Source organism: Thalassobacillus sp. C254, from assembly GCF_001310615.1.
In genome coordinates this window covers 30,028-55,587 of sequence record NZ_BAXQ01000025.1, presented here as the reverse complement: position 1 = coordinate 55,587, position 25,560 = coordinate 30,028, and the positions used below count along the sequence as shown (strand labels likewise).

The window sequence follows — 25,560 nt, the reverse complement described above, 5'->3', positions numbered from 1 at the left end:
CATTTCCCTGCCGCTCTTTTTGCGACTTTATTATCATATCACTATAGTTGATAAAAAGTCAATAACTTTTTTAAAGTTTTTTGAGCGCTTTTTGAAGCAGGAATGTTATAGTAACAAGTTCTGGCTAAAGTGTCAATACCTATAAAAAGAAATGACTGACCAGAAGCTGTATTACCGTAGTATAATAACTGCTTCAATTTTATTTGTTTGTTTCCTCATCGCTTTTTGGCGACAAGAAATAATATATCACCATCTAAAAAGAAATGCAACACCTTTACTAACTTTTTTTAATGTCTTTTATAATGATAACGGAACCTCTCTGAAAATGATAGTTCTTTTCCCCCCTCCTTTACCCTTGCATTAGTTACAAAAAACACCTGCCTTTTCTGCAGGTGTTTTTGTTATTACATTTGGTTATTATTCTTGGTGCCGCATTTGCGGGAAAAGCAAAACGTCACGAATAGATGGAGAATCCGTTAACAGCATAACGAGCCGGTCAATTCCTATACCTAATCCACCGGTAGGCGGAAGACCATATTCAAGAGACTCTAGAAAATCTTCATCCATCATGTGTGCTTCATCGTCTCCTTGCTCCCGTTCCTTCACTTGTGCTTCGAAACGTTCCCGCTGGTCTATCGGATCATTTAATTCAGTAAAGGCGTTTGCATGTTCTCTCCCTACGATGAACAGCTCAAAGCGATCCGTAAATCTAGGATCCTCCGGATTCTTTTTGGCAAGGGGAGAAATAGCAACGGGGTGTCCATACACAAACGTTGGCTGAATAAGTTTCTCTTCTACAAAGTGTTCAAAAACTCGTTAACGACATGCCCAAAGCTCATTGTCTCTTTGACAGGTACCTTATGCTCTTTTGCAAGAGCTCTTGCTTCTTCATCACTCATATCCTGCCAAAAATCGACACCAGTATATTCTTTTATTGCATCTACCATATGAACCCTTTTCCACTCCGGTGTCAAGTCTACGTCATAGTCCCCATAGGTAATTTTCGTTGATCCGATCACTTCCTGTGCTATATGAGCGATCACGTTTTCCGTTAATTTCATTATATCTTTGTAGTCTGCATACGCTTCATACAATTCAATCATGGTGAATTCGGGATTGTGACGAGTGGAAACTCCTTCATTTCGGAACACTCGCCCGATTTCATACACCTTTTCCATTCCACCGACAATGAGCCTTTTTAGATGAAGCTCTATCGCGATTCGCATGTATAGCTCCATGTCTAAGGCATTATGATGAGTCACAAAAGGACGCGCGGATGCCCCCCGGGGATTGAATGCATCATAGGGGTTTCCACTTCCAAGTAGCCATTTTCATCAAGGTACCGACGCATGGATTGAAGGATTTTGCTTCGAGTCACAAATGTATCGCGCACTTCGGGGTTCACAATTAAATCCAGATAGCGTTGCCGATATCTTTGTTCTACATCCTTTAAACCGTGAAACTTATCTGGAAGAGGACGAAGAGATTTAGATAAAAAGGTGAAATCGCTCACTTTGATTGAAAGCTCTCCAACTTTTGTTTTAAAAGCTGATCCCTTAACACCTACAATATCGCCAATATCCGCGCTTTGGAATATTTCGTATTGTTCCTCGCCTACTTGATCCTTTCTTACGTAGATCTGAACCTGCCCGGTAAGGTCCTGAATATGGGCAAAACCTGCTTTCCCTTTCCCGCGCTTTGTCATGATTCGTCCAGCTAAAGTGACATGGCTTTCTTTTTCTGAAAGCTCATCCTTGGTATATTGATCGAATTCTTTTTTCATGGACTCTGCAGTATGAGTTCTTTCAAAGCGGCCTCCAAATGGATCCTGTCCCTCTTCTTGCATTGCCTTCAACTTATCTCTTCGTACACTCATCTGGTCATTATATTCAAGCTCTTCGCTCATATCATCAACTCCCGATCCTGCTTATTTTCGGTACACCATTTTTCAACTCTATTGAACCTAAGTAAAGTATGTAAAAAAGAGGGAGCCCTGCTTTAGCTCCTTTCGTCTAAAACTCCTTAAAGAACAACGGAAGGAAGACGCTTTGGAGGGAGACCTCTAGTTACAGTTTAAAGAAGGGGGCGTGCACATCCAAGCACTTTTTAGCAGGCAGAAACTTTTTCAGCTTCTCTCGCTTCCACTTCTTCTACGTAGTTGTAAAGAACATTGGAAATTTCTTCTCTTGTATGCAAGTGATCATTTACTTCCTTAATGATATCCCAATTTGCAGTCCCTTCATACATTTGCACTCTCGTTCGTCCATGAAGGGATACCCGCTTGTCCGCCCGCTCTTTCAATAGCTCTTGCATTTTTTACGGCATGTATGTGGTCCTTATCCCATGCCATGCGCATTTTCACTGTCACTGGCTTGTCAACGGCATCAACGGTACGGCTGCCATCTCATAGACCTTGGGTAGAGAAGCCACTTGGCACCGGCATCACACTTTGTTACTTTTGGAACCGGACATATTCAATAATGTCCGCGTTCGTCTGCTTATCAATGACCTTAGCGACTGTTGTTACCGTTTCTTTAGTCACTCCGAAAATCTGGAGACTCAGCAGCTTTTCTCTTTCCTCTACGTAAAGCGTTTGAAGAGATTTCTCGTTCCTATGCAAGAGGCTTTGCCACTCACCATTTCTGCGCATACCAAACCCGTTCCAAAATCCTTGGCGGTCAGAGATGCCGGATGACATACACCAGCCATCGGAGCAGGAACCACTCGATTCTTCATTTCAAATGCCTATAGCATTTTCACCTTCGTTTTGTGTCAACCTGATTGAAGCTCGTGTTTTGAAATCCCTAGTGCCTCGGTGACCTTCTCTATAAATTCTTCATCGGGGATGCGCGTTCCACGCTCAACATCTCCCAATAAAGAAACAGATACTCCAAGCTCATTAGCAAAGCTTTGCTGGGTATAGCCTTTTAATTTTCGGTATGCCCGAATTCTTCTTGCCCAATGTTGCTTTTCCATGCGCTTACACCTTCTTTATCTTTATCTGACAGCTGATCTACCGCTTTATCTATCGTTATATGAAACCCCGGCAAGATAAGGTGAGGAGCAAGCTCTTGCAGCGGTATTAATACAAAAGCCTTTCCATCATGCGGGGATGGGGGATATTTAAGTGACTCATTTCAATATTTTCTTTATTGTAGAGTAAAATGTCAAGGTCTATTGTGCGCCCCACCGAACAACCCTTACTCTCTGTAATTTATTTTCAATTTCCTGTGTTGCTTCTAGTAGTTCCACAGGTGAAAGCTCTGTTTGAATCTTAGTGACCATATTCAAAAAAGATTTCTGATCCGTTACACCTACCGGTTCGGTTTCATATAAAGACGAACTTTCTTCCACGATAACACCTGGAACTTGCTGTAATAAGTGAACCGCTTCGAACAAATACTGCTCCCGGTTCCCCATATTTGAGCCAAGTGAGATATAGGCCTCATTCATTTATCTTTCCCTCGTTAGTTCAATGGCAACGTAATCATAATGTCCGGGTATTGGAGGATCAGGCTTAATCACTTTAACAGTGACCCTCTCAATAATTGAAAACTCTGCCAGTACTTTATCAGTAATTGCCTGGGCTATGGTTTCCACTAAATCATATGTTTGTCCTTCGACAATTTCTTTTACAACCTGGTAGCTTCTCCATAATTCACGCTTTTCTTTAAATCATCACTGGCTGCTGCTTCGCTCAGATCTGCTTCAAGAGTCAAATCCACTCGAAAACGTTGTCCCAACTTGTTTTCTTCCGGAAATACCCCGTGATAGGCGTAAAACTCCATCCCATTTACAAAAATTTTATCCAAAAGTACTCACCTTCCTCTTTCCAAGCATCACATCCATCATTGTAGCCATTCTGCTCATCTCCAGCACATCATGCACCCTGACAATATTGCATCCCTTTTCTATCCCTAGACAAACCGTGGCCCCTGTTCCTTCTACTCTTTCTGAAGGCGGGAGGTTAAGTGTTTTTGAAATAAGTGACTTTCTGGAGGTTCCTAGAAGAACCGGGTAACCAAGTGCTGTAAATTCATCCATTCTTCTCATTGCTTCTAGATTCTGTTCATATGTCTTAGCAAAACCGATTCCTGGATCAAGTATAATCTTGTCTTCTTTCACTCCGGCCCTGCGGCAAATATCAATGCTTTCCTGTACATCGTTAATCATGTCTTCAAGCAGATCACCGTAATCAGTATTCGTTCGGTTATGCATTAAAATGATCGGTACGTCGTACTTTGCGGCTACACGAGCCATGTCAGGGTCAGCCTTTGCCCCCCACACGTCATTAATAATCGCGGCGCCTGCTTCAATCGCCTGCCTTGCCACCTCTGCTTTATATGTATCCACTGAAATAGGAACAGTGAGATGTTTTACCATCTCTCTTACTGTAGGAATGACTCTTTCCAGCTCTTCCTTCTCCTCTACTTTTGTGCTTCCAGGACGTGTTGATTCCCCGCCTACATCTATAATATCAGCGCCTTGTCTTACAACTCAACCGCCCCTTTAACCGCTTTTTCTACATTATTGTATCTTCCCCCGTCGGAAAAGGAATCAGGTGTTGCGTTAATAATTCCCATAACAAACGTCTTTTCTGTAAAATCGAGCTCCCATTTCCCCCAGGAAACAAATGAATGTTTCATTATTGTTGTCCCTCCTTGCATGTTTAGATTTCTTGACGGCTCCATAATTTTTCACGAAACGAAGCATAGTGTGCTTTCAACCGTGTGATATCCTCAGACTTTTTAAACTTTCTTTCATCTATTTCCGATAAAGGCACAATTTCCTGGATTGAATTTGTCACGAATGCTGCGTCTGCACTCAATAAATGATCCAACGAAAATCTTCCAGTGCGAATGTAATAGCCTAGCTTTCTAGCTAATGTCATTACGAATTGTCGAGTGATTCCGTTTAAAATGCCAGTGTCTACAGATGGCGTATATAGTGTTCCCTGTTTCAGCCAGAATATATTAGAAACTACTCCTTCTGCTATATACCTTCTCTGGTCAGGAAGATACCTTCTTCATCCGGATGATCTCCAAGCTCTCTTTTTCCTAATATACTATTGAAGTAATGGTGGGACTTTAGTCGAATATCAGCTTCTGGCGTATTCCTGGAGGTAGAAAGGATTACTCCTTTTTTTGTTAGAGAAGAAACAGGAGGCGTGAGAGGCTTCATGTAGATAATTTTCGTGGGGTTGTGATACTGGCTTGTTGTCAGCCCTAGGTCCTGTTCTCCTGCTGAGATATTATATCTGACATAAGCGTTTTGAAGATTGTTGGCGTTAAGAAGAAGATTTATTTCTTCTTCTACAGATGACCGCTCGTATGTCCACCGAATATTCATCATCGCTAGACCTTCTTCCAGCCGCCTAAAATGATCATCTAACAAAAAAGGGTGATTCTCATACACCCTGAATGTTTCAAAAAGCCCTAATCCGTACATAAATCCATGTTCAAAAGGGGAAAGGCGAGCTTCGCCCGCCTTCATAATTTTTCCGTTTATATGAATATACATCTTATACTCCTTGTACAGCCCGGTGGGTTTCAATAAAGTTGCGTAAAAGAGTTTTTCCGTCTCCTGTCATTATGGATTCAGGGTGAAATTGCACACCTTCCACCGGCAGTGTTTTATGGCGGATACCCATAATCTCTCCTTCTTTTGTGGAAGAAGTAATTTCAAAACAGTCAGGCAGACTTTCTTTTTCCACAATTAACGAGTGATAGCGAGTTGCTGTAAAAGGCTGTGGCAGTCCCTTGTTCACTCCTTTATCCTCGTGATAAATGTCGGATGTTTTCCCGTGCATTAAACGGTCAGCACGAATCACTTTTCCGCCGAATACCTGGGCAATAGACTGGTGACCCAGACACACTCCAAAAATAGGAATTTTTCCAGCAAAATGACGGATCGCTTCCATGCTGATCCCTGCCTCGTTTGGAGTACAAGGGCCCGGGGATACCATAATGAAATCCGGTGCTAATTCTTCTATCTCTTCAAGAGTTACCTGGTCGTTTCTTTTTACAACCAGTTCCTCTCCCATTTCACCCAGATACTGTACTAGGTTATACGTAAATGAATCGTAATTATCAATCATTAAAATCATAAATGTTCCTCCTCCGCTCTACTCTGTTTTCCTGATACCTCTTCTTCACTCAGCTCTTTTGCCTTCCACAAGGCCTTTGCCTTTTTCAAGGACTCCTTATATTCAGCCGCAGGATTAGAATCAATTACAATACCTGCTCCAGCCTGGACATAAGCTTTCCCTTCCTTTGCAAGCAAGGTTCGAATGACAATATTCATTTCCATGTCTCCGTTAAACCCAATCCAGCCTATAGATCCTGTGTACACTCCCCGTCGGACAGGCTCCAGCTCCTCAATGATTTCCATGGTTCTAATCTTAGGAGCACCTGTAATGGTTCCTCCTGGAAAGGTTGCTCTTATCATATCATATACATCTATGTCTTCGGCAAGTATTCCTTTTACATTTGAAACGATATGCATGACATGGGAGTATCGTTCAATAACCATGAGTTCGTCTACGTAGACGCTCCCGTATTTACACACTCTTCCTAAGTCGTTTCTTTCCAAATCGACGAGCATAACGTGCTCAGCCCGCTCTTTTTCATTATAGAGGAGCTCTTCTTCAAGGGCCAGATCTTGCTCCTTGGTTTTCCCTCTTGACCTCGTCCCGGCAATCGGTCTTGTGCTTGCTTCCTCTCCATCCTTCTTTACTAATAATTCCGGTGATCCACTCACAAGCTGGAAATCTGGAGTGTGAATGTAAGCCATATACGGAGACGGGTTAAGTTCTCTTAGCTTTTCATAAATATGAAGGGGTTCCGTTTGAAGAGTCTTCGCCTGCCGCACTGATAGATTTACTTGAAACACGTCACCAGCTTTGATGTAGTCTTGTACCTTTCGTACAGCTTGTGAGAACTCACCTTCATTTAGAGAAACCTCCCACATTTCCTCTTGCTCTTCTTTGTTTGACCATTCCCAGGAGGGATAAGGATCAGACCAGCTTGCATAATAATCTGCTATTTTGGCCTCTGCTTTCTGCTGTTCACTCTCTTGGTAATGAACGATTATCCATAGCTTTTTCTCTTGATGATCATAAAGAAAGACATCGTTAAACACTAGAAAATAAAAATCATCTGTATTTAAATCATCGCTTGAATCCTGTGGTAAAAGCTCGACCTGCCGGACAAGGTCATAGCTGAAAAAACCAATAGCTCCTCCCTGGAAATCGGGAAGCTCCGGATGTTTTTTAGTTTGGTAAGGTGCCAGCCACCGCCTCATTTCCTCAAGGATATCTCCTTTGGTTTCAGCTTTCCCCTCTTTTGTTTCTACGGTAAATAGATCGTCTTTTCCTCTTAATAAAGCAAAAGGAGAGAGGCCGGCCATGCTGTAGCGGCCGCTTCGGCCACTTTCAAGCAGAACGTGATATTCTAGATTTTTGCTCATATGTTTATATGTGTGAAACCACTTCTCCTCTGGAAAAGAAAAGCTCTGCGCTTTGACGTATCGACGGCTTTCTTTTGCAGGAAGCGGGGAAAAAGCTTCATTCATCATTGTCACTCCTCGCATTCTTCCATGGGAAGCTTTAAATCGTTCCTCATTGTACCATTAAGAGACAAGAAAAAAATAAGGAGCCTTCTCCGCTAATGTGTCTTACCCCATCGTTTAAAAGATTCCAAAAAAAGCAGCCAGAAACGGCTGCTTTTTAATAGCTTCTTATTCTGATTCTTCAAATTGATAAAGAGGTGTACTGAGGTAGCGCTCTCCATTACTAGGAATGATAGCTACAACTTTCTTTCCTTTACCAAGCTTTTTTGCTTCTTCTAATGCAGCATAAATCGCCGCACCCGAAGATACCCCGCCAAGGATGCCTTCTTCTCTCGCTGCACGGCGAGCATATTCGTAAGCTTGATCCTTGCTTACCTGAACGACTTCATCATACACGTCAGTGTCGAGGATTTTTGGTACAAAACCGGCGCCAATGCCCTGGATTTTATGCGGGCCGGGGCTTCCGCCAGAAAGAACCGGGGAGTCAGTTGGCTCAAGAGCTACAATTCTCATCTCCGGATAATTTTCTTTTAAGAGGCACCTGCACCTGTAATGGTGCCGCCAGTTCCAATACCAGATACGAATGAGTCAATTTGACCGTCTACTTGTTCCAGAAGCTCTTTTCCTGTTGTCTCACGATGAATCTTAGGGTTTGCTTCATTTTCAAATTGCTGAGGCATGAAATATCCATTTTCTTCTGCCAGCTCGTTCGCTTTACGGATTGCTCCACCCATACCCTCAGATCCAGGTGTAAGTACAAGTTCTGCACCATATGCGCGTAACAGATTCCGGCGCTCCATGCTCATTGTATCAGGCATGACAAGCACTGCTTTGTATCCTTGAGCAGCAGCAACCATTGCTAATCCAATACCCGTGTTTCCACTTGTTGGCTCTATAAGTGTATCTCCTTCTTTAAGCTTTCCTTGTTCTGCAGCGTCTTTAATCATCGCTAACGCAATACGATCTTTAACACTGCTTCCCGGATTCATAAATTCAAGCTTTAAGTATACATCTGCGTCGTTTTCTCCCACTAAACGATTTAACTTTACTAGCGGAGTGTTTCCAATTAAATCAGTAATTGAATTTGCTACTCTCATTAAGACTCCTCCTAATACCCTAGTAATTTCATAGGCTTTATTGTTTTTATCTTACCAGTAGATTATTTAAAGTGTCAAACACTTTATTCATTAAAGCCGGGGCTCAATGATAATACCCCTTTTTATCCAGGGGTATTACTTTCACTATTCAACGCACGTTCCTTTAGTTCCTGTAAGTCCTCTACAGAAAAATTGTAGATTTCATTACAAAAATGGCACTGTGTTTCCGCTCCCTTGTCCTTTTGGATCATATCCTCTAATTCCTCGCTTCCAAGACTCACAATTGCATTTCCAACTCGTTCTTTAGAGCATTGACAAGTGAATTTCACTTCTTGTTTATCAAGAATCTTTACTTCCTCTCCAAAGATAATTTGGAGAATTTCTTCAGGATTTTTTCCCTTTTCAATGAGCTTAGAAATAGGAGGCATTGCACCAAGCTGCTTCTCTAAGTTGTCAATCAGCTCATCATCAGCTCCTGGAAGCAGTTGCAGAATAAAACCACCAGCAGCCATTATCGTATTATCAGGGTTAACAAGTACTCCCAGTCCCACTGATGAAGGAACCTGTTCAGAGGTAACAAAGTAATAAGTGAAGTCCTCTCCAAGTTCACCAGATACAATAGGACTGTTACCAGTAAAGTGCTCCTTCATTCCTAAATCCTTTACTATTGCCAAATGTCCTTCTGTTCCTACTGCCCGGGCTACATCCAATTTTCCATGCTTATTTAAATCAAAATGAACCTGTAAATTATGAGCATACCCTCTCGTATTCCCTTTAGAGTCACTATCAACTACGATTGGTCCCATTGGGCCGCCACCCTCGATTTTAATCGTTAGTTTATCGTCTCCCTTTAGCATGGCTCCCATCATGGACCCAGCCGTCATCGCTCGTCCTAAAGCTGCTGCGGCTGTTGGCCACGCCTGATGTCTGCGGACCGCTTCATTCACCATTTCGGTGGATTTAATTGCATAGGCCCTTACTTTTCCCTCATAGGCCGTTGCTTTTACAAGATAATCAGACATACTAGTCCATCCTTTCCGTAGAAAATTCCTTTTAATGATTTATTTATTTTTTTCATAAATGACTTTTTAAACCTTTTAAGGTTAAAAATGGATCTGCTTTGTTGATCGTTTTTGAATCTTTGCTGATTAACTTGGCAAGCCCACCGGTAGCAATGACAAATGGGGTCTGATCAGCCTGGTCAATCATTCGAGATACTATCCCATCTACCTGTCCTACAAAACCATAATATATTCCAGACTGCATAGCATGAACCGTATTTTTCCCTACTACGCTCTCTGGTTTGCTTATTTCAACTCTTGGCAGCTTAGAGGCATGATTGTACAGGGCCTCTGTGGAAATCGTGAGGCCGGGAGCAATTGCCCCCCCTGCGTATTGATTTGAGGAATCAATATAACAAAAAGTCGTCGCTGTCCCAAAGTCTACAATCACTAAAGGACCATTGTATTGATGCAGAGCTGCGACTGCATTAACAATTCTGTCAGCCCCTACGTCTCTTGGACTGTCATACCGAATGTTCAGTCCCGTTTTAATTCCCGGGCCAATCACCATAGGTGAAAGGTTGAAGTATTTTTTGCACATATGCTCAAATACAAACATCATGGAAGGAACAACGGAAGAAATAATAATGCCTTCTACACTTTGGCTGGTACATTATTATTCTCCATTAGAGATTTAATTATCATCCCATACTCGTCTTCCGTTTTTCTTCGGTCAGTAGAAATGCGCCAATGATATAAAAGTGTCTCTTTATCATATAACCCTAACGCTATATTGGTGTTTCCCACGTCAATTACACAAATCATTTATATCACCACTATTGCACCTTTTTTAATTGTTAAAACGTTTGCTTACAAAGAATAGCTTATAGACAAAAAATATGAAAGCAAAATGTCTTTTCCCCTGATCAGATTCCTATAGAACTTGTCCCCTTCTTACCAGAGGTATTACACCTTTTTTCTGATCCAGCTTGCTCAGCTACAATACCAGGCATTAAAAAAGAGATGCCCGCAGGCACCCCTTTTTTTAAAAAATACTCATCTTAACGCTTATCTCTGTCTTCAGGATCTGGATTCTCAGGCAGATCGTTTGGCCCAGATTCTTCGATTCCATCTTCTGGCTCTTTTGTCACATTTCCTTCTTCAGAAGAAGAGACATCAGCCTTGTCATTGTCTGATTTAGACTGAATATTTACCTTCACATCATCATTGTCCTGGTTTTCAGGGTTCGCATGATGACCTTCCGGAAGCTTCTTCTCATTAACAAGAGATTGGATTTGTTCAGCATCCAGGGTCTCAAGCTCTAGAAGCGTTTGAGCAACCAGTTCAAGAGCGTCCTTGTTTTCGGTTAAAATCTGGCGGCAGCGCTCATATGATTCCTTAATAATGCGCTGAACTTCCTGGTCAATTTCATGGGCGATTGCATCACTGTAATTTGGTTCATTTTGGATGTCTCGTCCCAAGAATACTTGACCGCCGGACCCTGAACCAAACTGCAGAGGTCCCAGCTTATCACTCATACCGTATTCCATAACCATTTTCCTTGCGATACCAGTCGCTCTTTGGAAATCATTATGGGCTCCTGTACTTACCTCGCCATAGATAATTTCCTCAGCTACACGTCCGCCAAGTAGACCGACAATTTTGTCGAGAAGCTCCGGCTTCGTCATGAAGTAACGGTCCTCTTTTGGAAGCATAACAGCATAACCGCCTGCCTGTCCTCGAGGAACAATCGTTACCTTATGAACCATATCCGCATTTTCAAGCTTCACACCGACGACCGTATGGCCTGCTTCGTGATGCGCAACGATTCCTTTTTCTTTCTCGGAAATCACTCGACTCTTCTTCGCAGGACCAGCAATCACACGGTCAATGGCTTCCTCTACATGCTTCATGTGAACCTTCGTTTTGTCTTCCCGAGCAGCCACCAGGGCAGCTTCGTTTAAGAGGTTCTCAAGATCAGCTCCTGAAAAACCAGGTGTACGCTGTGCGATGGCTTTCAAATTCACGTCATCTGCTAAAGGCTTGTTACGGGCATGTACTTTAAGTACTTCCTCACGGCCTTTCACGTCAGGACGGCCTACCATAATCTGACGGTCAAAACGTCCAGGACGCAAGAGCGCTGGGTCCAAAATATCCGAACGGTTTGTCGCAGCAATGATAATTATCCCCTCATTGGCACCAAACCCGTCCATTTCTACGAGCAATTGGTTAAGCGTCTGCTCACGTTCGTCGTGCCCGCCGCCGACACCGGCACCACGCTGGCGGCCCACGGCATCAATTTCATCAATGAAAATAATACACGGAGCATTTTTCTTTGCATTTTCAAAGAGGTCACGAACACGGGATGCACCGACACCGACAAACATTTCCACAAAGTCTGAACCACTGATGGAGAAAAACGGTACTCCGGCTTCCCCAGCCACAGCTCTTGCGATTAATGTCTTACCTGTTCCCGGCGGTCCTACAAGAAGAACACCTTTAGGGATACGGGCACCGATTGTGGCGAATTTCCGCGGGTCTTTAAGGAAGTCAACAACTTCCATAAGCTCCTGTTTCTCTTCATCTGCACCAGCCACATCTTTAAAGCGGGCTTTCTTCTTATCTTCCTGATAAAGCTTGGCCTTACTCTTACCAAAGTTCATAACCTTGCTGCCGCCGCCCTGGGCCTGGCTAAGCAAGAAGAAGAACAGGATAAAGATGATGATGAAAGGGATAACTGAAACAAAGAAAGTAACCCAGCCTCCAGGCTCTTCGGCTGGTTCCGTTTCAAACGTCACCACGTTCCCATCAGGTCCTTGTGCTGTCATAAGTAAGTTAGTTGATGCTTCTGAAATAGGAATGTGTGTATGAAAATACTCGTCCTCAGCGGACTCTTGAGTTTGATATTGAACGAAATACACTTCTCCTTCAGGCTGTACCATCATGGATGTTACTTCGTTGTTTTCCAGAGTGCTAACAAATTCATTAGACGTTACCTCTAGGTCAGCTTGTTGCGGATCATCTCCCAAGAAACTGATAATCCCTATGATAACGAGAAATATAAGCAAGTAAAAGATTGTATTACGAAAAATACGATTCATTCCTGACCTCCTCCCACGGACAATAAAAGCTTAGATAATAGTATCATATTTGCTCTCTTCCTCACAATAATTAGCTCTTGTAAATTTCCGGCTTAAGAATACCAATGTAGGGGAGGTTTCGATATCTTTCTGCATAATCCAATCCATACCCGACGACAAACTCATCCGGAACATTAAAACCTGCTACATCAGGAACTAAGTCAACTTTTCGGCCATCCGGCTTATCGAGAAGAGTAACAATTTTTAATGATTTAGCCCCTCTGTGCTTTATTAGGCTTACCAAATAACTTAATGTCAATCCGCTGTCAATGATATCTTCCAGAATAATAACATCCCGGCCCTCAACTGATGTATCAAGGTCCTTAATAATCTTTACTTCTCCAGAAGAAACAGTACTGTTGCCATAGCTCGATACATCCATAAAATCAAATTCCAAATGAGTATCAATTCGTTTCGTCAAATCGGTCAAAAAAGGGAGAGCTCCTTTGAGCACTCCAATCACCAATGGAAAACGCCCTTCGTATTCAGCCGTCATATCTTTCGCAATTTCACCTATTTTTTCCTGGATCTCTTCTTCAGTAATTAGAACTTTTTGGATTTCATCTTTCATTCTTTATGTGTACCCTCCCGAATGGAATGTATGTTTGCAAGCCTCAAAAGCGTGCGTCTTTTTACCTCGAGACCTATCTTACCATGAGAAAAAGCACTCTACACCCTTCCTGCACTTTAAATAGGCACATAAAACTCCACGATGCCGTATCTTTCACCATTTTGTCACTTTCACCTTTTTTCATACAATAAAATTAAAAAAGGCTTGCTTTGTGTTGCAGTGAGCGCTCTCTCAGATTTTTTAACAGGGGAAGCCACAAAATATCCCCTTCTCCATCAACAATGACCGGCCAGTGATCACGTATGCTTTTATCGACTTTTTCATCAATAAAAATCCGGTTCACTTTCTGTCTTCCTTTCATCCCCGCTGGCCGTATGCGATCAGCTGGCTGACGCCCTCTCACTGTCAGGGGAAGAGGCAGCCCCTCAAGCTCACATACAAATATGTCCTTTTCTTTCCAGGCAGGTGGAAGCTGATCACTAATCCTTGCTGTGACCTTGTGACCGTTCCACACTGTTTCACCAGGTACCTTCAGACTTCTTTTTTCCTCTGTATTCCTGTTCTCCACGCGTCTTTCCATTGTAAAACGGCATTTCTCGTATGAACGAACCACCATCAGTCCCTGGCGGAGATCCAGTTGTCCTGAGGGACTAGTACCCGAAATAAGGCGCAGACAATCCTCTATATGTATTGATGAAAGTTCTGGCTCTTTATCCCTAAAAAGATACTTTAATAGTAGAGGAATCCCCCGTCTTTGTAAAGAAACAGGAAGAGATGCCCAGCAAGGGACAGATATGGTAATTTCATCAGGCTGTTTAGAGATGACTGACTTCTTTATTTCTGATTCTGCCATCGCTTCTATATACTTTCTGTCTTCATTCATCCATTCAGATAGTTTTTGTAGATGAGAATGGACTTCTGGTTCTTCCTCTTTTAAAAAAGGAAGGATCCTTTTTCGAAACCTGTTTCTTAAATAGTCGTCTTTCTTATTACTCTCATCTTCCCGGTATGTAACTCCTTCTTTTTGACAATACGCCAAAATCTCTTCCTTTGTAACCGAGAGAAGTGGCCGGATAATTACGCCATATGCCTCTTCTCTTTTCACCGGTATCCCCATTTCTCCAATTAACGCTCTTCCTGACGTCTGCTTCATAAGCATTGTCTCTACTTGGTCGTCTCCGTGGTGGGCGGTTGCAAGCTTCTGTGCTCCCCATCTGATCATTACATTTCCCAGGAATTCGTACCTTGCCTGGCGAGCTGTCTTTTGCACTGATCCTTTGTCTTGCTTTACTTTATCAGCTAATGAAAGGTGCACCTTTTCAAAATAGACAGAATGCTCCCGGCACCACTCCTCTACAAATTCTGCATCCTTTATAGAGGGTGTACCGCGGAGGCCATGCTCCACATGTGCTGCTACAACCTGAAGATCCCAGGTATCTTTCATCTCATGAAGGTAATGAAGAAGAGCCATGGAATCAGGCCGCCTGAAACAGCTGCAACAATGGTATCTCCCTTGTCAATTAACTTGTGGGAGGTAATAAAATCCTTAACGGTTTGTTTCATAACGCTGTCCCACTCCTCTGCCTATTGAAAACACAGATAAAGCAAACACTAGGCCGGCTGCGATCGCACCTGCTTGAAGCAAGGTCCCTACTCCCTGCTCAAGGCCGGTTATATAATCCTCATCAACAAATGCAAGCATGGTAGCATATGCTTTGCCACCAGGAACAAGAGGAATAATCCCCGGAATGGTAAAAGTAGTGACAGGTACTCTTTGAAAACGTGCCAGCCAGTGTGAAATAAATGCTGCACTAAAAGCCGCAGCTCCGGTGGCAAAGGCTAATGGAATATCAAATTCAGGCAAGATTCGGTAAAGAAACCATGTAAGTACACCGATGAACCCTCCAACCCAAACAAGACGGAAAGGTACATTAAAGATTATGCCAAAGGCAGCAGTAGCTATAAAACAAAGGAATAACTCTAACAACATACCTCTATCACCCTATTATTCCTAAAAATATTGTCACTGATAAGGCTATCCCGGAAGCAATGGAAAGTGATGTTAAAGCTGCTTCAGAGCCCCTCGCCACCCCGGCAACCAGATCTCCCGACATCAAGTCACGGACAGAGTTCGTTAATGGAATACCCGGGACCAGCGGAATTAATGACCCTATAATGATCTGATCAATATTTGAGCCAAAACCAATACCCACAAGAAAAAAAGCTGTCCCTCCTCCTATAAAAGCAGCCATGAACTCTGAAAAGAACTTGGCTTTCAAAAAATGCTGAAAAAATACGAGACTTAATGTAGTAATGACTCCTCCTATGAATGCAGGAAGCATATCAAACAAGTTCCCGCCCATTAGAAACGAAAAAGCTGCCCCACCTATTCCTGAAGCTAAATAGATGAGCCAGAGAGGATAATTCATAGGAGCGTTTTCTACATCAAGAAGCTGAAGATTTGCTTCTTCTAATGAAATATCTCCAATTACAAACTCTCTTGATATTTGGTTTACTGACGTAACCTTGCTTAAGTCCTGAAACCTTTCGACGATCCGAATCATCTGCATTAAATCAGAGCCATCTTCAGTCTGAAACGATAAAAAGATACCGGTAGTGGTAACAAAACTGTTGACCTTTTTCATATGCGAGGCTTGCGCCATTCTTTTCATTGTATCCTCTACTCGGTATGTTTCCGCTCCGTATTTTAGTAAAAGGTGCCCTGCTAAAAGGCATACATCCATTGTTTCTTCTGCTTTTGCCATAAGCAGGCCCACCTCGCTTTTTAGTAAATTTTCTCAATTATATCCACTGTCCCACTAAGTATAAGACAGATGCTAAAAAGAGAAAAGAGGCAGTTAACATTATTTCTATTTTGTAGGAAGGCTTTTTCTCAGGAGGAGCACTGGCGGGGGGGGACTCTTTTTTTTCTTCAATTGCTTTCCTTTTTTTTCAGGCTTTATTCTTTTCTTTTCTCTGTTTGTCAGAGATGGATTCCATTAAATCTTTTTTCATTAATTGAGCGTTTGGATATTCCCCGGTTAATGCCCTAATCAATACTTTCTTGTACGGACGCAGCAAAGGAGCCGACTCTATTTTTCCTGAAAGATAAGGAAGAGGGTTTTCTCCTCCCTTTTTTTCAAATCTATTTGGATAGGCGACATTAAGAAAGATCATGGCGGAAGCAAAAAGATCATAGGATGGGGTTGCTTTTCGGTCTCCCAATCCCCAATATCCTCTATCAAAAAACTCTGTGTATTCTTTTACCGACCTTCCTATGAGGGTAGTGCCGCCCACGTCAAACCATCTGACTCTTGCAGGAGGACCGGTAATAATTAAATTATCAGGCTTAAGATCTCCAAATACCCACCCGGCCCGGTGAAGGCGATCCAAGTCTCCAAGCAGCTGAACAATAAATATAGGTGCCCATTCACTTCCTCTGTTCTCTACAAAGGAAAGGAGAGTTGTTCCTTCTAAATACTCCATTACATAAAACGGAAAGGCCTCTCCTTGAAGGATCACATCATCCATATCAAGGAGGGAAGGCCCCAAGACCTGTCCTTTTACTTTTGAAAAGTGGGATAATACGTTGACCTCTGAAGTAATAGACATATTGTTTTTTCCCACTTTTACCGCTACTTTTCCTTTTGGCGATTCGGCCAGATAAACAGTACCCGTCGCTCCTTCCCCAAGCTTTTTTAATACGTGGTACTTGTGCCCGTGCCATTTCCCTGTTATACATGTCCCCCTTTGCAAGTTAGAATCCTGACTCTTCCATGTAGTCTTCTTCGTGACCACGAGAAATCAGACTCCTTTTATCCTGACGTCTTCCAAAATTGAGCAAAGCAGCCTGTAAAGCCGGCCCTGTAGGAGTAACTCCTCCAACCGTAAGCTTTTGGAATTTGCCGGTCAATGACTCTATCTTTGGAGTCCAGTCCAGAAGCTGATCTACCTCTTTTCTTTTCCCGGGAAATGAATATAAGGAAAAGCGATTTTCTCCAACTCTGGAATTTAAACTTACAGACAAATCAGTAAGAGCTTCCTGCACCATGGGCAGCTTTGTTTTCATACTGGCACTAGTATCTACTAGAATTAGTACTTCAAGGCGAATGGTTTCTCCCAGCTCATCAACGACCTCCATCACCTCTCCTCTCTTCTCAGGAGGAAGATCATCCAACTCTTGATTTTTTCCAAGAATACTCGAAAGTTCTTTGTTCACCACCCCATGAAGAGTTTGTGTCATCGCTTTTCTTGTTACCATTTGTACCGTTTGTGCCAACTGCTTTGCGTATACAATCTGGCTTATTCCCCCTCCAGCTAAAGCAATCTCCTCAACTTCTTTCTCCCCTTGCTGGCTCATCATCCCTTCTTCAAGGACACCGATAACGTTTGTGGTTATTCCTTGCTCTTTCCCAAGAGCAGCTATAGCAACCGGATCTTCACCTTGATTCGAGCACCCATCAGTTAACAACAAAATTTGCTTTAACGTGCCTTTACTCATAAAATACCCCTCCGTTATGAAGATGTAATGGTACCATCTTTCACAAATCCGAAGGGGAATATACTTTTCTCTCCTTTCTTTCTATGATTCTGCTACTGAGCTTTTTTCCTTAACAGATTTACATGCTGTCCAACTGGTATTGACGCCCACTTTGGTATATTTCGCTTAATTTTTGCTACCACGATCGTCATATCATCGTTAATTTCCCCCTGTCCGGCCCGAATCACTTCTTCTAATAAAAGATCTGCCACCTCCTGCGGCTTATTAACATTTAACTGATAGACAAGACGTTTCATCCACACTTCTTTGTTTTCGATTCCTTTAGGAACATCAAATATTCCATCACTCATCATAATTAAAAGATCCCCATCTTTTAACTGCTCATTTACGACATCCACCTCAACGTTGTCCAGCATCCCCATCGGGAGGTTACCTGCTTCTATTTGAAATACCTTACTCCCTCTTTTTACAAAGCTCGGTATGGAACCAACTTTTAGAAACTTGGCGTCTGCATCCTGTAAATCTATCATCGCCAAGTCCAGTGTAGAAAACATCTCTTCATTTGTACGAAGGGAGAGGATTGAATTAATAGACTTAATCGCTACTGTTTCATCCATTCCCGACTGCAAAATGGTCTGCAAGAGCTGCAGAGTGGCCTTGCTTTCTTCATGGGCTCGTTTTCCATTTCCCATGCCGTCACTAATTGCCACGGCAAACTTTCCTGACCCAATGTCCACTGCTGAGTGGCTGTCACCAGATACCCACGTCCCTCCTTTAGCGACAGTCGCTATTCCTGTTTCCACGGTGTATGTCCTGGCTGATACAAAGGTAATGCAGGAATATCCAACCTCTGCTTCATCACTTTTTTCTTTTGCTACAACAATATGTTCATTTAAAATATCGGAAAGCATCGGCGCGATCACTTTTTCTCCTTTACCAAACCCTTCATCCTTTTCCATTATCATTTCTATTTCTACATTGCCTTCATCCAGCCTATAAATATCAATGTGATTAATTTCTACCCCGGCATGATTAAGCGCATCATGTATTCGTTCCTCCTGCCAATAATGGTTTTCTTTTTTCTTTTTGTATTTCACCAGCAAAGTTTTCCATAATCTTGGAGACTCCTTCTAATTGATCCGCTACAAGTCTTCTGCTCTCCTCTACTTTTAATTTTAATGTTTGTCTCTTTTCATGATCAGCCAATTCCTCCTTCATCACATTGATTACTTTTGTATTGTAGTGGCATAAGCGGCTCCAGCTCCCTTGTGTCTTTTGGGAAATCCCTCCACTTACCTGTAATTCTTCAATCATGGTTGACATGCTTTCATAGGTCTCATTAAATTGATTAACCCAGCATCTTTCTTTTTTAAAGCACGTTTGGCACGTTTTTTCCGTCACCTGGCTCAGCATTAAATCCACTTCATGCTGTTCCTCCTCTCTCCTGTGAACAGACGGGGGTACGGAAAAGCTATGAGACAGCGTTTGAAACAGCTTTGAAAACTGCTCGACTTTCATAGCTGTAACGTCTTTTATTTTCTTGGCATGCTTTTGCTGCTCCTGCACGTGTTCAGAAGTCCCGGGAACATATTTAGCTAAAAAGCTCGTCACCACTTTAGGCGTAAAGAAAAATAACAAAACGGCTACAGCAGACTCTGCTAACGTCAAGCTTGCGGCTCCCATTCCATTTCCATATAAAGCAATCAGAGCCGTTCCTAACAACAGCCCCAGGCTCACCCCCAGTTTTTTCCCTTCTTTTAATAGTCCTCCAAGCAAGCCGGCAAATGCCAGGAGCCCTATCTGATACAGGTTAGCTACCGCTGCAAGGCTTAGCACCAGACCTACGACTACCCCGACAGCTGAACCAATTGCTGCTCCACCAATATAAGCAAACAACAACACCAAGTAACGAGCCAGCATATGCTCGGCAGCTAAGCCATAAATTACCCAACCAATAGCGCCAGTCATTATTGAAGCCAAAAGTATAATGAAGCAGACAATTTCTTCGTGTTTTAAAGGCTGTCTGCGATTTTTAGTCATCAGGAGAGGAAGGCTCTGCATAAATATCATAGTAAGTACGAAGCTCAGCCCAGCTTCCACACCGGTCATTACCCCTGTGTAACTAGTAATTTCGCCAAGGGAAGCCCAGTTTACGAACAACCGTGAAAGCCCGGTGGCCAGTAAAACACTTATAGGAAGAGACATGGAGGTTTTCCAGCTGTATCGTTTCATCCATTCAAAGAGTAAAACAAAAAGAATAATTCCTCCTAATACAAACGTAGCGTGAAAAGGAGCTCCGAGGAACGTTCCTAAAAGAATACCTGCCGCTGCAACGACCCCTTTGTTTCGCCTCCACACATACACGGCAGCAAAGAAAGGGATGGCAAAAGGATAAAGCTCTGCTAACAGCACAGCTCTTCCCAATAGCACCCCTACAATAAAAAGGAGCCCTCCCCACTGCAGAAAAACCAATTCAGATCCTCGTATCGCTCGTTCCTTTCCTTTTTTTCCTGTTGCGGTTATCATTCCCCATGTTTGTTTAACAGGCCATAACACGTCTACGCTTCTTTTAGTCGTGGTCTCTTTTTGTAACACATGCTTCACCGCCTTGTAAGGAGTTGTAAAGCAAGTATAGATGTTGAAAAGTACAATGTTTGTCAAAATGCCAAATCCCCCCCAAAAAACTCTTCGACGTTTTCTTTTTCTTAAACCAATTCCCTGTCCCACTAAGGATTTTACTTTTTTTTCCAAAAATAAATAGCTGATTATAATCTTAAAACTTTTCTTTTTTCAAAAAAAGGACCTGTCTATAAAGACAGATCAAGGCGAAAGAAGTTGAAAAAGTCAGATAATTAAATCCGGTTCTTTTTATTTGGCTACATATATTTCAAATAACAGGAAACAATCATTTATTAGACAAAAAAACCGAAAGGGAGATCCCTTTCGGTCGTATTTATAAGATTTATCTATTAATTTAGTAAAGATAAACTAAGTATGGTAGCGGCGGAGGGGATCGAACCCCCGACCTCACGGGTATGAACCGTACGCTCTAGCCAGCTGAGCTACACCGCCTCGTTTATGCGACAATAAATATTGTATCTTTTCTCTACAAATAAGTCAATAGTTTTTTTAACAGAAAAGAGGGTGACAGGCAGGGAATGCTTACAGTCTCTTCTTTCCTTTTTAACGATCAGGAGGAAAGGTTAGAGGCAAACAGGCACCACCCTGTATAAGTCACCCTTTTTCTTATATTATTTGCAAGAGCCGGCAGCAAGATTAGCGCTTAGATCCACGGCCACCTCGCTTGGAATCAGTGTTCTTACGTAACGAGGCCAAACGCTCTTCGCTGTCTTTTAGAAAACGATTCATTTTATCTTCAAAAGAAGCGGGGCGTTGCGGTCGTCCGCCTGGTCCACCACGGCCCGGCCCGCGTCCGGAGCCGCCACGACGGTCACCTTTAGGACGGTCTGTTCTTTCTTGTCGCTCTGGACGCTCTGGACGTTCAGGACGATCCTGCGCTTTGCGGATAGAAAGGCCGATTTTACCATCGTCCTCTACTTTCATTACTTTCACTGTGACTGTATCTCCCACAGTTAAAAATTCATTAATGTTATCCACATACTTATCGGCAACTTCACTGATATGCACCAGTCCGGTTTTGCCTCCCGGAAGTTCCACAAATGCTCCAAAGTTGGTAATACCGGTTACTTTCCCTTCCAACTTGCTGCCTACTTCAATTGACATGAAAAAAATGCTCCTCCTTGTATACTTCTCAAATTTCATTGCGGCCTTGGGCAAGAATATCCTGCACCTTTATTATACACGATAAGTGAGACAATTTGTTAATCACTTATTTGTAAGCAGGGCAAGTTTTCATGCATGCCTTCCGCCAGCCACCACTATTATACTTGAATGAAAAAATAAGTGTCAATCAGACTGTTGTTGTGCCGGAACTTTAAATAACGTTTCTCCAGGCTTTGTTAGATAATAATCTCTTCTAGCAATTTCTGCTATGTAGTCTATATCGTTGTAGTTCTCGATCTCCTGCTTCAATTCTATTTCCTCCGCTTGCAGCTCTTTTATCTCTATTTCCAAGCTGTTTCTTTCTTCTTTCTTTGCTTCAAGCATGGACCACTGGGATATTAAAGTAACGGAGGCAATAATAGTAAAAAGAATGCCGACTGCTGCAAGAGCAGTAAGGCGCCGTGACAGGCCGCGTCTACGCTTTTCTTCTACAGCTTTCATTCTTTCCTGCTCACGATTCTTCTCGCTTGCGTACTGTGTTTTCAGTCTGGTAATTTTCTTTTTTGATCTGCCATTTCTAACCACCTTTACGTTTAAATATCCGCCACTCCTTTACCCATTTTTTTAATAAATCTACCTTAGAATTTATGCTTTTTCGCAAAGAAGGAGGGAACCAGCGGATAAACAGGCTAACAATTGGCGATGCCAACCAGCGAAGAGGGAATATAATTACACGGAAGATTCCTATTGCTATCGAACACAAGGTTGTTATTCCTATCATACCTAAGCTTACCAAGACTTTCAATATGAATTTGACAGGTTTGAAAACGGTTAATGTAATTATCTGCTTGCAAATACGAAGCAAATGTTTTACAAAGGTAATTACTTTCTCGACGGTAGACATAAAAACTTCTCTGCCCCAAAGACGGTAAAAATAAAAGCCAAAGAGGAGAGCAAGAAAAACATAAATACGCATTTCTCCTTCATTAGCATGAAGGAGAAAATAAAATATCAACAAGGCTTGAACCACCCAGAACAATACATCAAGTAAAGCTCGTCTCCAGGAAAAATATCGTTCTTTCCCCAGGAACCGATGATATAAATCTAAATTCATTCCTACTGCTGTTCCCATAAGGACCATTACAAGCATAGTGTAGAACTGGACAGAGAGTGTCACTTGAACAACTTCCCGAATAAGCCTTTTGTTTTGTTATCCTGCTGATCCAGATAGATGAGGTCATCTACCTTCCCTTCAATAGAAACAACGCCTTCCTTTACATCCAGGTTTTTCATGTGAAGGTTATGGCCCCTGATGGAAAGATAGCCAAGCTCTGTTTCTAATAGAAACTCTTCATTGTCAAAGCTTTCAACTTCTTTCACACCTGAAATCTCTAATGTTTTTCTTCCTTTGAGGGTAATATCATGAATCTTTTGAGGACGCTCTACTTGATAATCATCACGGTATGTCATACGACCACTCTCCTGTTTCTTTAGCTTGTTTCATCCCTATGCGTCACAAGAGAGTAATAGAATAAACGAATAAGCAAAACAAAAATAACCTGACCGCAGCCAGGTTAACTTTAGTAATTTCTCTCCTCTTCTTTTGCCTCTTGCACTTCTTCTTTTAAAACAGTGTACATCGAATTTGATTCTTCTTTCTTTGTCGTATCCTTGATTGCCTCTACCCTTACCGTAACTTTTTTACTTCCAACTGAATCGCAATCTCGTCGCCTTCTTTTACCTCGGTGCCGGCTTTAGCCTTGTTTCCGTTAACTGTAATTCTTCCCTTGGCAGCCACTTCTTTTGCTAAGGTTCTGCGTTTGATTAAACGGGAAACCTTTAAAAACTTATCAATTCTCATGATTCTCTCTCCTTCCTTTTTGCCTCTTCCCATAAAGCATCCATTTCTTCTAATTTCATGTCCTCAAGGTTTTTCTTTTCTTCTCGTACCCTTTTTTCGATATAGGCAAATCGACGTTGGAATTTCTGGTTCGTCATATGAAGGGATTCTTCAGGATGAAGGCCATAGTGGCGGCCCAGATTTACCAGGACAAACAACAGATCCCCGAATTCCTTTTTCATCGCTTCCTTGTCAGCTTGTTGAATTTCAGCCTTTATTTCTTCTATTTCCTCCTGAAGTTTAGCCCAGACTGGCTCTGCTTCGCCCCAGTCAAACCCCACTTTCGCTGCTTGTTTTTGGAGATCGAATGCTCTCATTAAGGACGGAAGGGACACGGGGATACTGCTTAATATAGAGGATGTCTCTGTATCTTCCCCTTTGTTTTTTTCTCTTCCTTTTTTATTGCATCCCAATTAGTCACTACCTCGTCGGCCGTTTCTGCCTGCTCTTCTCCAAATACATGAGGATGGCGGCGAATCATTTTTTCTGTAATGGTTTCTATCACATCATCTATCGTGAAGTAACCCTCATCTTCTCCAATTTGCGCATGAAGCATGACTTGAAGCAATACATCTCCCAGCTCTTCTTGAAGATGCCAGTCATCTTCTTCATCAATAGCGTCCAATACTTCGTAAGCTTCTTCAAGAAGATATTTTTTAAGAGACTGGTGTGTTTGCTTTTTGTCCCACGGGCAGCCATTTGGACCTCTAAGCTCTGCAATTACCTGCCGAAGTGTGTTGAAGTCCTGGTACAGGAGCGCTTCATCCTTTACTGGAGGAATATATAGTGCTGTTAAATTGCTTATCTCCGCTTTTCTGTCCAACTCATACAAAGGGAGCGTCTCTACCCTTTCCCTCGTAGACCCTGCCGCTGTTACCAGCTTTACCTCATAGTCATCTGGAACTTTTTCCATCAGAGTAAGCTTAACCTCCGAAGCAATAAGTGGATCATATAGTTGGGTAATGATCATATGCTGTCGTACATTCATATTTTCCTTACTCAGCTCAGTCGCATCTAAAAGCTGAAAACCATCACTCGGGTCAATCTGAAGAGCTTGAAACATGGGATCAAGGAAGCTTGCTCCTCCCTTAAATTCTATAGACACTTCACCCTTTGCTTCTTTTTCAATGAGCAGCTGTACCGTCATTTCAGCAACCATGGGATGACCAGGAACGACATAGCAAACATTCGTTGAGCGTGCTTCCTCACTGAGCCGTTCTACAATCTCCTTATAAACATCCTCAAAATTTCCATGCTTTTCGTATAAATAATCAAAGCTGTCAATTGCTATAGATTCCTCCTGAAGATCTTTCACAGCAGGATGATCTGTTGTTCTGGCGTAGACCTTCTCTTGTTTTTTAATGAACCTGTATGCTCCTAGTGGAAGAAATTCAAGACCTGCAGGTCCTAGACCTACGATTGAAATTTTTTTACTAGTCATGCTGATCGCTCCTTTACCAACAGAATCTTTTCTAAACGGTCCATGCCAGGGAGATAGCTGCTTTCAGGAGAGGAGATCACTTTCCAGCGTAACAAGAGGTGCAAAAAGATGCCTCCTCCTCCGGTGGCAGAACATACCGCCGCAATGGCATGAACTCCCCGTCCACCTTCCCCTGCAGTCATAAGACAGGTATGTAAAATCCAAGTGAACAGTAACATAAAAAGCAGAGCAGCTCCCCCTTTGACAACATGCAAGGCTTGTATTTTTACAGCATAGCCTTTTCGGTAAATAAAAATAATATTTAGCAGAGCTGTAACTCCTATCCCTGTTACGGTTGCTGCCGCAGCTCCAATTGTTGTGAAAGCTGGAATAAGCAAAATGTTCAAAGAAATTTTGACGATAATACCTATACTTAAGTGAATAGCCGGCAGATAAAAGTGGTCTCTGCCTTGAAGTACAGCTGCTGATGTGACGGCTGCGCCGCTTACGGCTAGTGTTAAGCCAAGCCACCTAAGCACCTCTGTACCGTGTCCATTAACAAACAACATGACGTTTACGGATTCAGCAATGACCCACAGCCCCAAGGCAGCTGCTGC

18 protein-coding genes, 1 tRNA gene and 10 pseudogenes are annotated in these 25,560 nt (G+C 42.5%); all 29 read right to left on the bottom strand.

Annotation, left to right across the window (positions count from 1 at the left end; all coding sequences use genetic code 11):
• Positions 1-417: 417 nt before the first annotated feature.
• The 29 genes and pseudogenes from lysS to JCM19033_RS18005 all read right to left on the bottom strand — a co-directional run bounded on the left by lysS (position 418) and on the right by JCM19033_RS18005 (position 25,548).
• Positions 418-1,906: pseudogene (gene lysS, locus JCM19033_RS18140) on the bottom strand (lysine--tRNA ligase).
• A gap of 287 nt (positions 1,907-2,193) precedes the next feature.
• Positions 2,194-2,736 (bottom strand): annotated as a pseudogene (locus tag JCM19033_RS22660) (tRNA-dihydrouridine synthase); the annotation flags it as partial.
• Positions 2,737-2,772: 36 nt separating this feature from the next.
• Positions 2,773-2,976, bottom strand: coding sequence for a helix-turn-helix domain-containing protein (locus tag JCM19033_RS18130; RefSeq protein WP_054637361.1), 204 nt, complete (start codon positions 2,974-2,976; stop codon positions 2,773-2,775).
• Positions 2,928-3,453: pseudogene (folK, locus tag JCM19033_RS18125) on the bottom strand (2-amino-4-hydroxy-6-hydroxymethyldihydropteridine diphosphokinase). The gene JCM19033_RS18130 and the pseudogene folK overlap by 49 nt, the downstream one beginning before the upstream one ends.
• Positions 3,454-3,812, bottom strand: a pseudogene (gene folB / locus JCM19033_RS18120) (dihydroneopterin aldolase).
• Positions 3,805-4,646 (bottom strand): annotated as a pseudogene (gene folP / locus JCM19033_RS18115) (dihydropteroate synthase). The pseudogenes folB and folP overlap by 8 nt, the downstream one beginning before the upstream one ends.
• Before the next feature lie 23 nt (positions 4,647-4,669).
• Positions 4,670-5,520 (bottom strand): annotated as a pseudogene (pabC, locus tag JCM19033_RS18110) (aminodeoxychorismate lyase).
• A 1-nt stretch (position 5,521) separates the two neighbouring features.
• The gene (gene pabA, locus JCM19033_RS18105) at positions 5,522-6,106 is read right to left on the bottom strand and encodes an aminodeoxychorismate/anthranilate synthase component II (protein ID WP_054637360.1); all 585 of its coding nucleotides are present in this window, start codon (positions 6,104-6,106) and stop codon (positions 5,522-5,524) included.
• Positions 6,103-7,572, bottom strand: coding sequence for an aminodeoxychorismate synthase component I (pabB, locus tag JCM19033_RS18100; protein ID WP_054637359.1), 1,470 nt, complete (start codon positions 7,570-7,572; stop codon positions 6,103-6,105). Before pabB ends, pabA begins: the two co-directional genes overlap by 4 nt.
• A gap of 165 nt (positions 7,573-7,737) precedes the next feature.
• Positions 7,738-8,666: pseudogene (cysK, locus tag JCM19033_RS18095) on the bottom strand (cysteine synthase A).
• 122 nt (positions 8,667-8,788) lie between these two features.
• On the bottom strand, positions 8,789-9,688 hold the full coding sequence (hslO, locus tag JCM19033_RS18090; RefSeq protein ID WP_054637358.1) for an Hsp33 family molecular chaperone HslO: 900 nt from the start codon (positions 9,686-9,688) through the stop codon (positions 8,789-8,791).
• A gap of 39 nt (positions 9,689-9,727) precedes the next feature.
• A pseudogene (locus JCM19033_RS18085) lies at positions 9,728-10,492 on the bottom strand (type III pantothenate kinase).
• 236 nt (positions 10,493-10,728) lie between these two features.
• Positions 10,729-12,768 (bottom strand): ATP-dependent zinc metalloprotease FtsH, encoded by a 2,040-nt coding sequence (gene ftsH / locus JCM19033_RS18080; protein WP_054637357.1) that lies wholly within the window; start codon positions 12,766-12,768, stop codon positions 10,729-10,731.
• A 70-nt stretch (positions 12,769-12,838) separates the two neighbouring features.
• Positions 12,839-13,378, bottom strand: a complete 540-nt coding sequence (hpt, locus tag JCM19033_RS18075) for a hypoxanthine phosphoribosyltransferase (protein ID WP_054637356.1) — start codon at positions 13,376-13,378, stop codon at positions 12,839-12,841.
• A gap of 193 nt (positions 13,379-13,571) precedes the next feature.
• Positions 13,572-14,849: a tRNA lysidine(34) synthetase TilS gene (gene tilS, locus JCM19033_RS18070; protein WP_054637355.1), complete on the bottom strand. Its 1,278-nt coding sequence runs from the start codon at positions 14,847-14,849 to the stop codon at positions 13,572-13,574.
• A 75-nt stretch (positions 14,850-14,924) separates the two neighbouring features.
• Positions 14,925-15,368 (bottom strand): threonine/serine exporter family protein, encoded by a 444-nt coding sequence (locus JCM19033_RS18065; protein WP_054637354.1) that lies wholly within the window; start codon positions 15,366-15,368, stop codon positions 14,925-14,927.
• A gap of 7 nt (positions 15,369-15,375) precedes the next feature.
• Entirely contained in the window at positions 15,376-16,143 is a 768-nt protein-coding gene (locus JCM19033_RS18060; protein ID WP_054637353.1) for a threonine/serine exporter family protein, read from the bottom strand.
• A 187-nt stretch (positions 16,144-16,330) separates the two neighbouring features.
• Positions 16,331-17,176 carry a serine/threonine-protein kinase gene (locus tag JCM19033_RS18055; RefSeq protein ID WP_306301387.1) on the bottom strand — a complete coding sequence of 282 codons (846 nt, stop codon included), beginning with the start codon at positions 17,174-17,176 and terminating at the stop codon, positions 16,331-16,333.
• On the bottom strand, positions 17,136-17,879 hold the full coding sequence (locus JCM19033_RS18050) for a VWA domain-containing protein (RefSeq protein ID WP_054637352.1): 744 nt from the start codon (positions 17,877-17,879) through the stop codon (positions 17,136-17,138). Before JCM19033_RS18050 ends, JCM19033_RS18055 begins: the two co-directional genes overlap by 41 nt.
• Positions 17,880-17,971: 92 nt before the next feature.
• Positions 17,972-18,976: a SpoIIE family protein phosphatase gene (locus JCM19033_RS26480; protein WP_269758364.1), complete on the bottom strand. Its 1,005-nt coding sequence runs from the start codon at positions 18,974-18,976 to the stop codon at positions 17,972-17,974.
• Complete coding sequence (locus JCM19033_RS26475; protein ID WP_269758363.1) at positions 18,921-20,474, bottom strand: hypothetical protein; 1,554 nt, start codon at positions 20,472-20,474, stop codon at positions 18,921-18,923. The genes JCM19033_RS26480 and JCM19033_RS26475 overlap by 56 nt, the downstream gene beginning before the upstream one ends.
• Positions 20,475-20,874: 400 nt before the next feature.
• Positions 20,875-20,951, bottom strand: a tRNA-Met gene (locus JCM19033_RS18040).
• Between the two features lie 204 nt (positions 20,952-21,155).
• Entirely contained in the window at positions 21,156-21,623 is a 468-nt protein-coding gene (locus JCM19033_RS18035; RefSeq protein ID WP_054637351.1) for a S1 domain-containing RNA-binding protein, read from the bottom strand.
• Positions 21,624-21,806: 183 nt separating this feature from the next.
• Positions 21,807-22,124, bottom strand: a complete 318-nt coding sequence (locus JCM19033_RS18030) for a septum formation initiator family protein (RefSeq protein WP_083465568.1) — start codon at positions 22,122-22,124, stop codon at positions 21,807-21,809.
• Positions 22,125-22,200: 76 nt separating this feature from the next.
• Entirely contained in the window at positions 22,201-22,800 is a 600-nt protein-coding gene (gene yabQ / locus JCM19033_RS18025) for a spore cortex biosynthesis protein YabQ (RefSeq protein WP_054637350.1), read from the bottom strand.
• Positions 22,797-23,093 (bottom strand): sporulation protein YabP, encoded by a 297-nt coding sequence (gene yabP / locus JCM19033_RS18020; protein ID WP_054637349.1) that lies wholly within the window; start codon positions 23,091-23,093, stop codon positions 22,797-22,799. The genes yabQ and yabP overlap by 4 nt, the downstream gene beginning before the upstream one ends.
• Before the next feature lie 110 nt (positions 23,094-23,203).
• Positions 23,204-23,484: pseudogene (locus JCM19033_RS18015) on the bottom strand (RNA-binding S4 domain-containing protein).
• Positions 23,481-24,964: pseudogene (gene mazG / locus JCM19033_RS18010) on the bottom strand (nucleoside triphosphate pyrophosphohydrolase). The pseudogenes JCM19033_RS18015 and mazG overlap by 4 nt, the downstream one beginning before the upstream one ends.
• Positions 24,961-25,548, bottom strand: a complete 588-nt coding sequence (locus JCM19033_RS18005; RefSeq protein WP_054637348.1) for a polysaccharide biosynthesis C-terminal domain-containing protein — start codon at positions 25,546-25,548, stop codon at positions 24,961-24,963. Before JCM19033_RS18005 ends, mazG begins: the two are co-directional and overlap by 4 nt.
• Between the last annotated feature and the right edge of the window lie 12 nt (positions 25,549-25,560).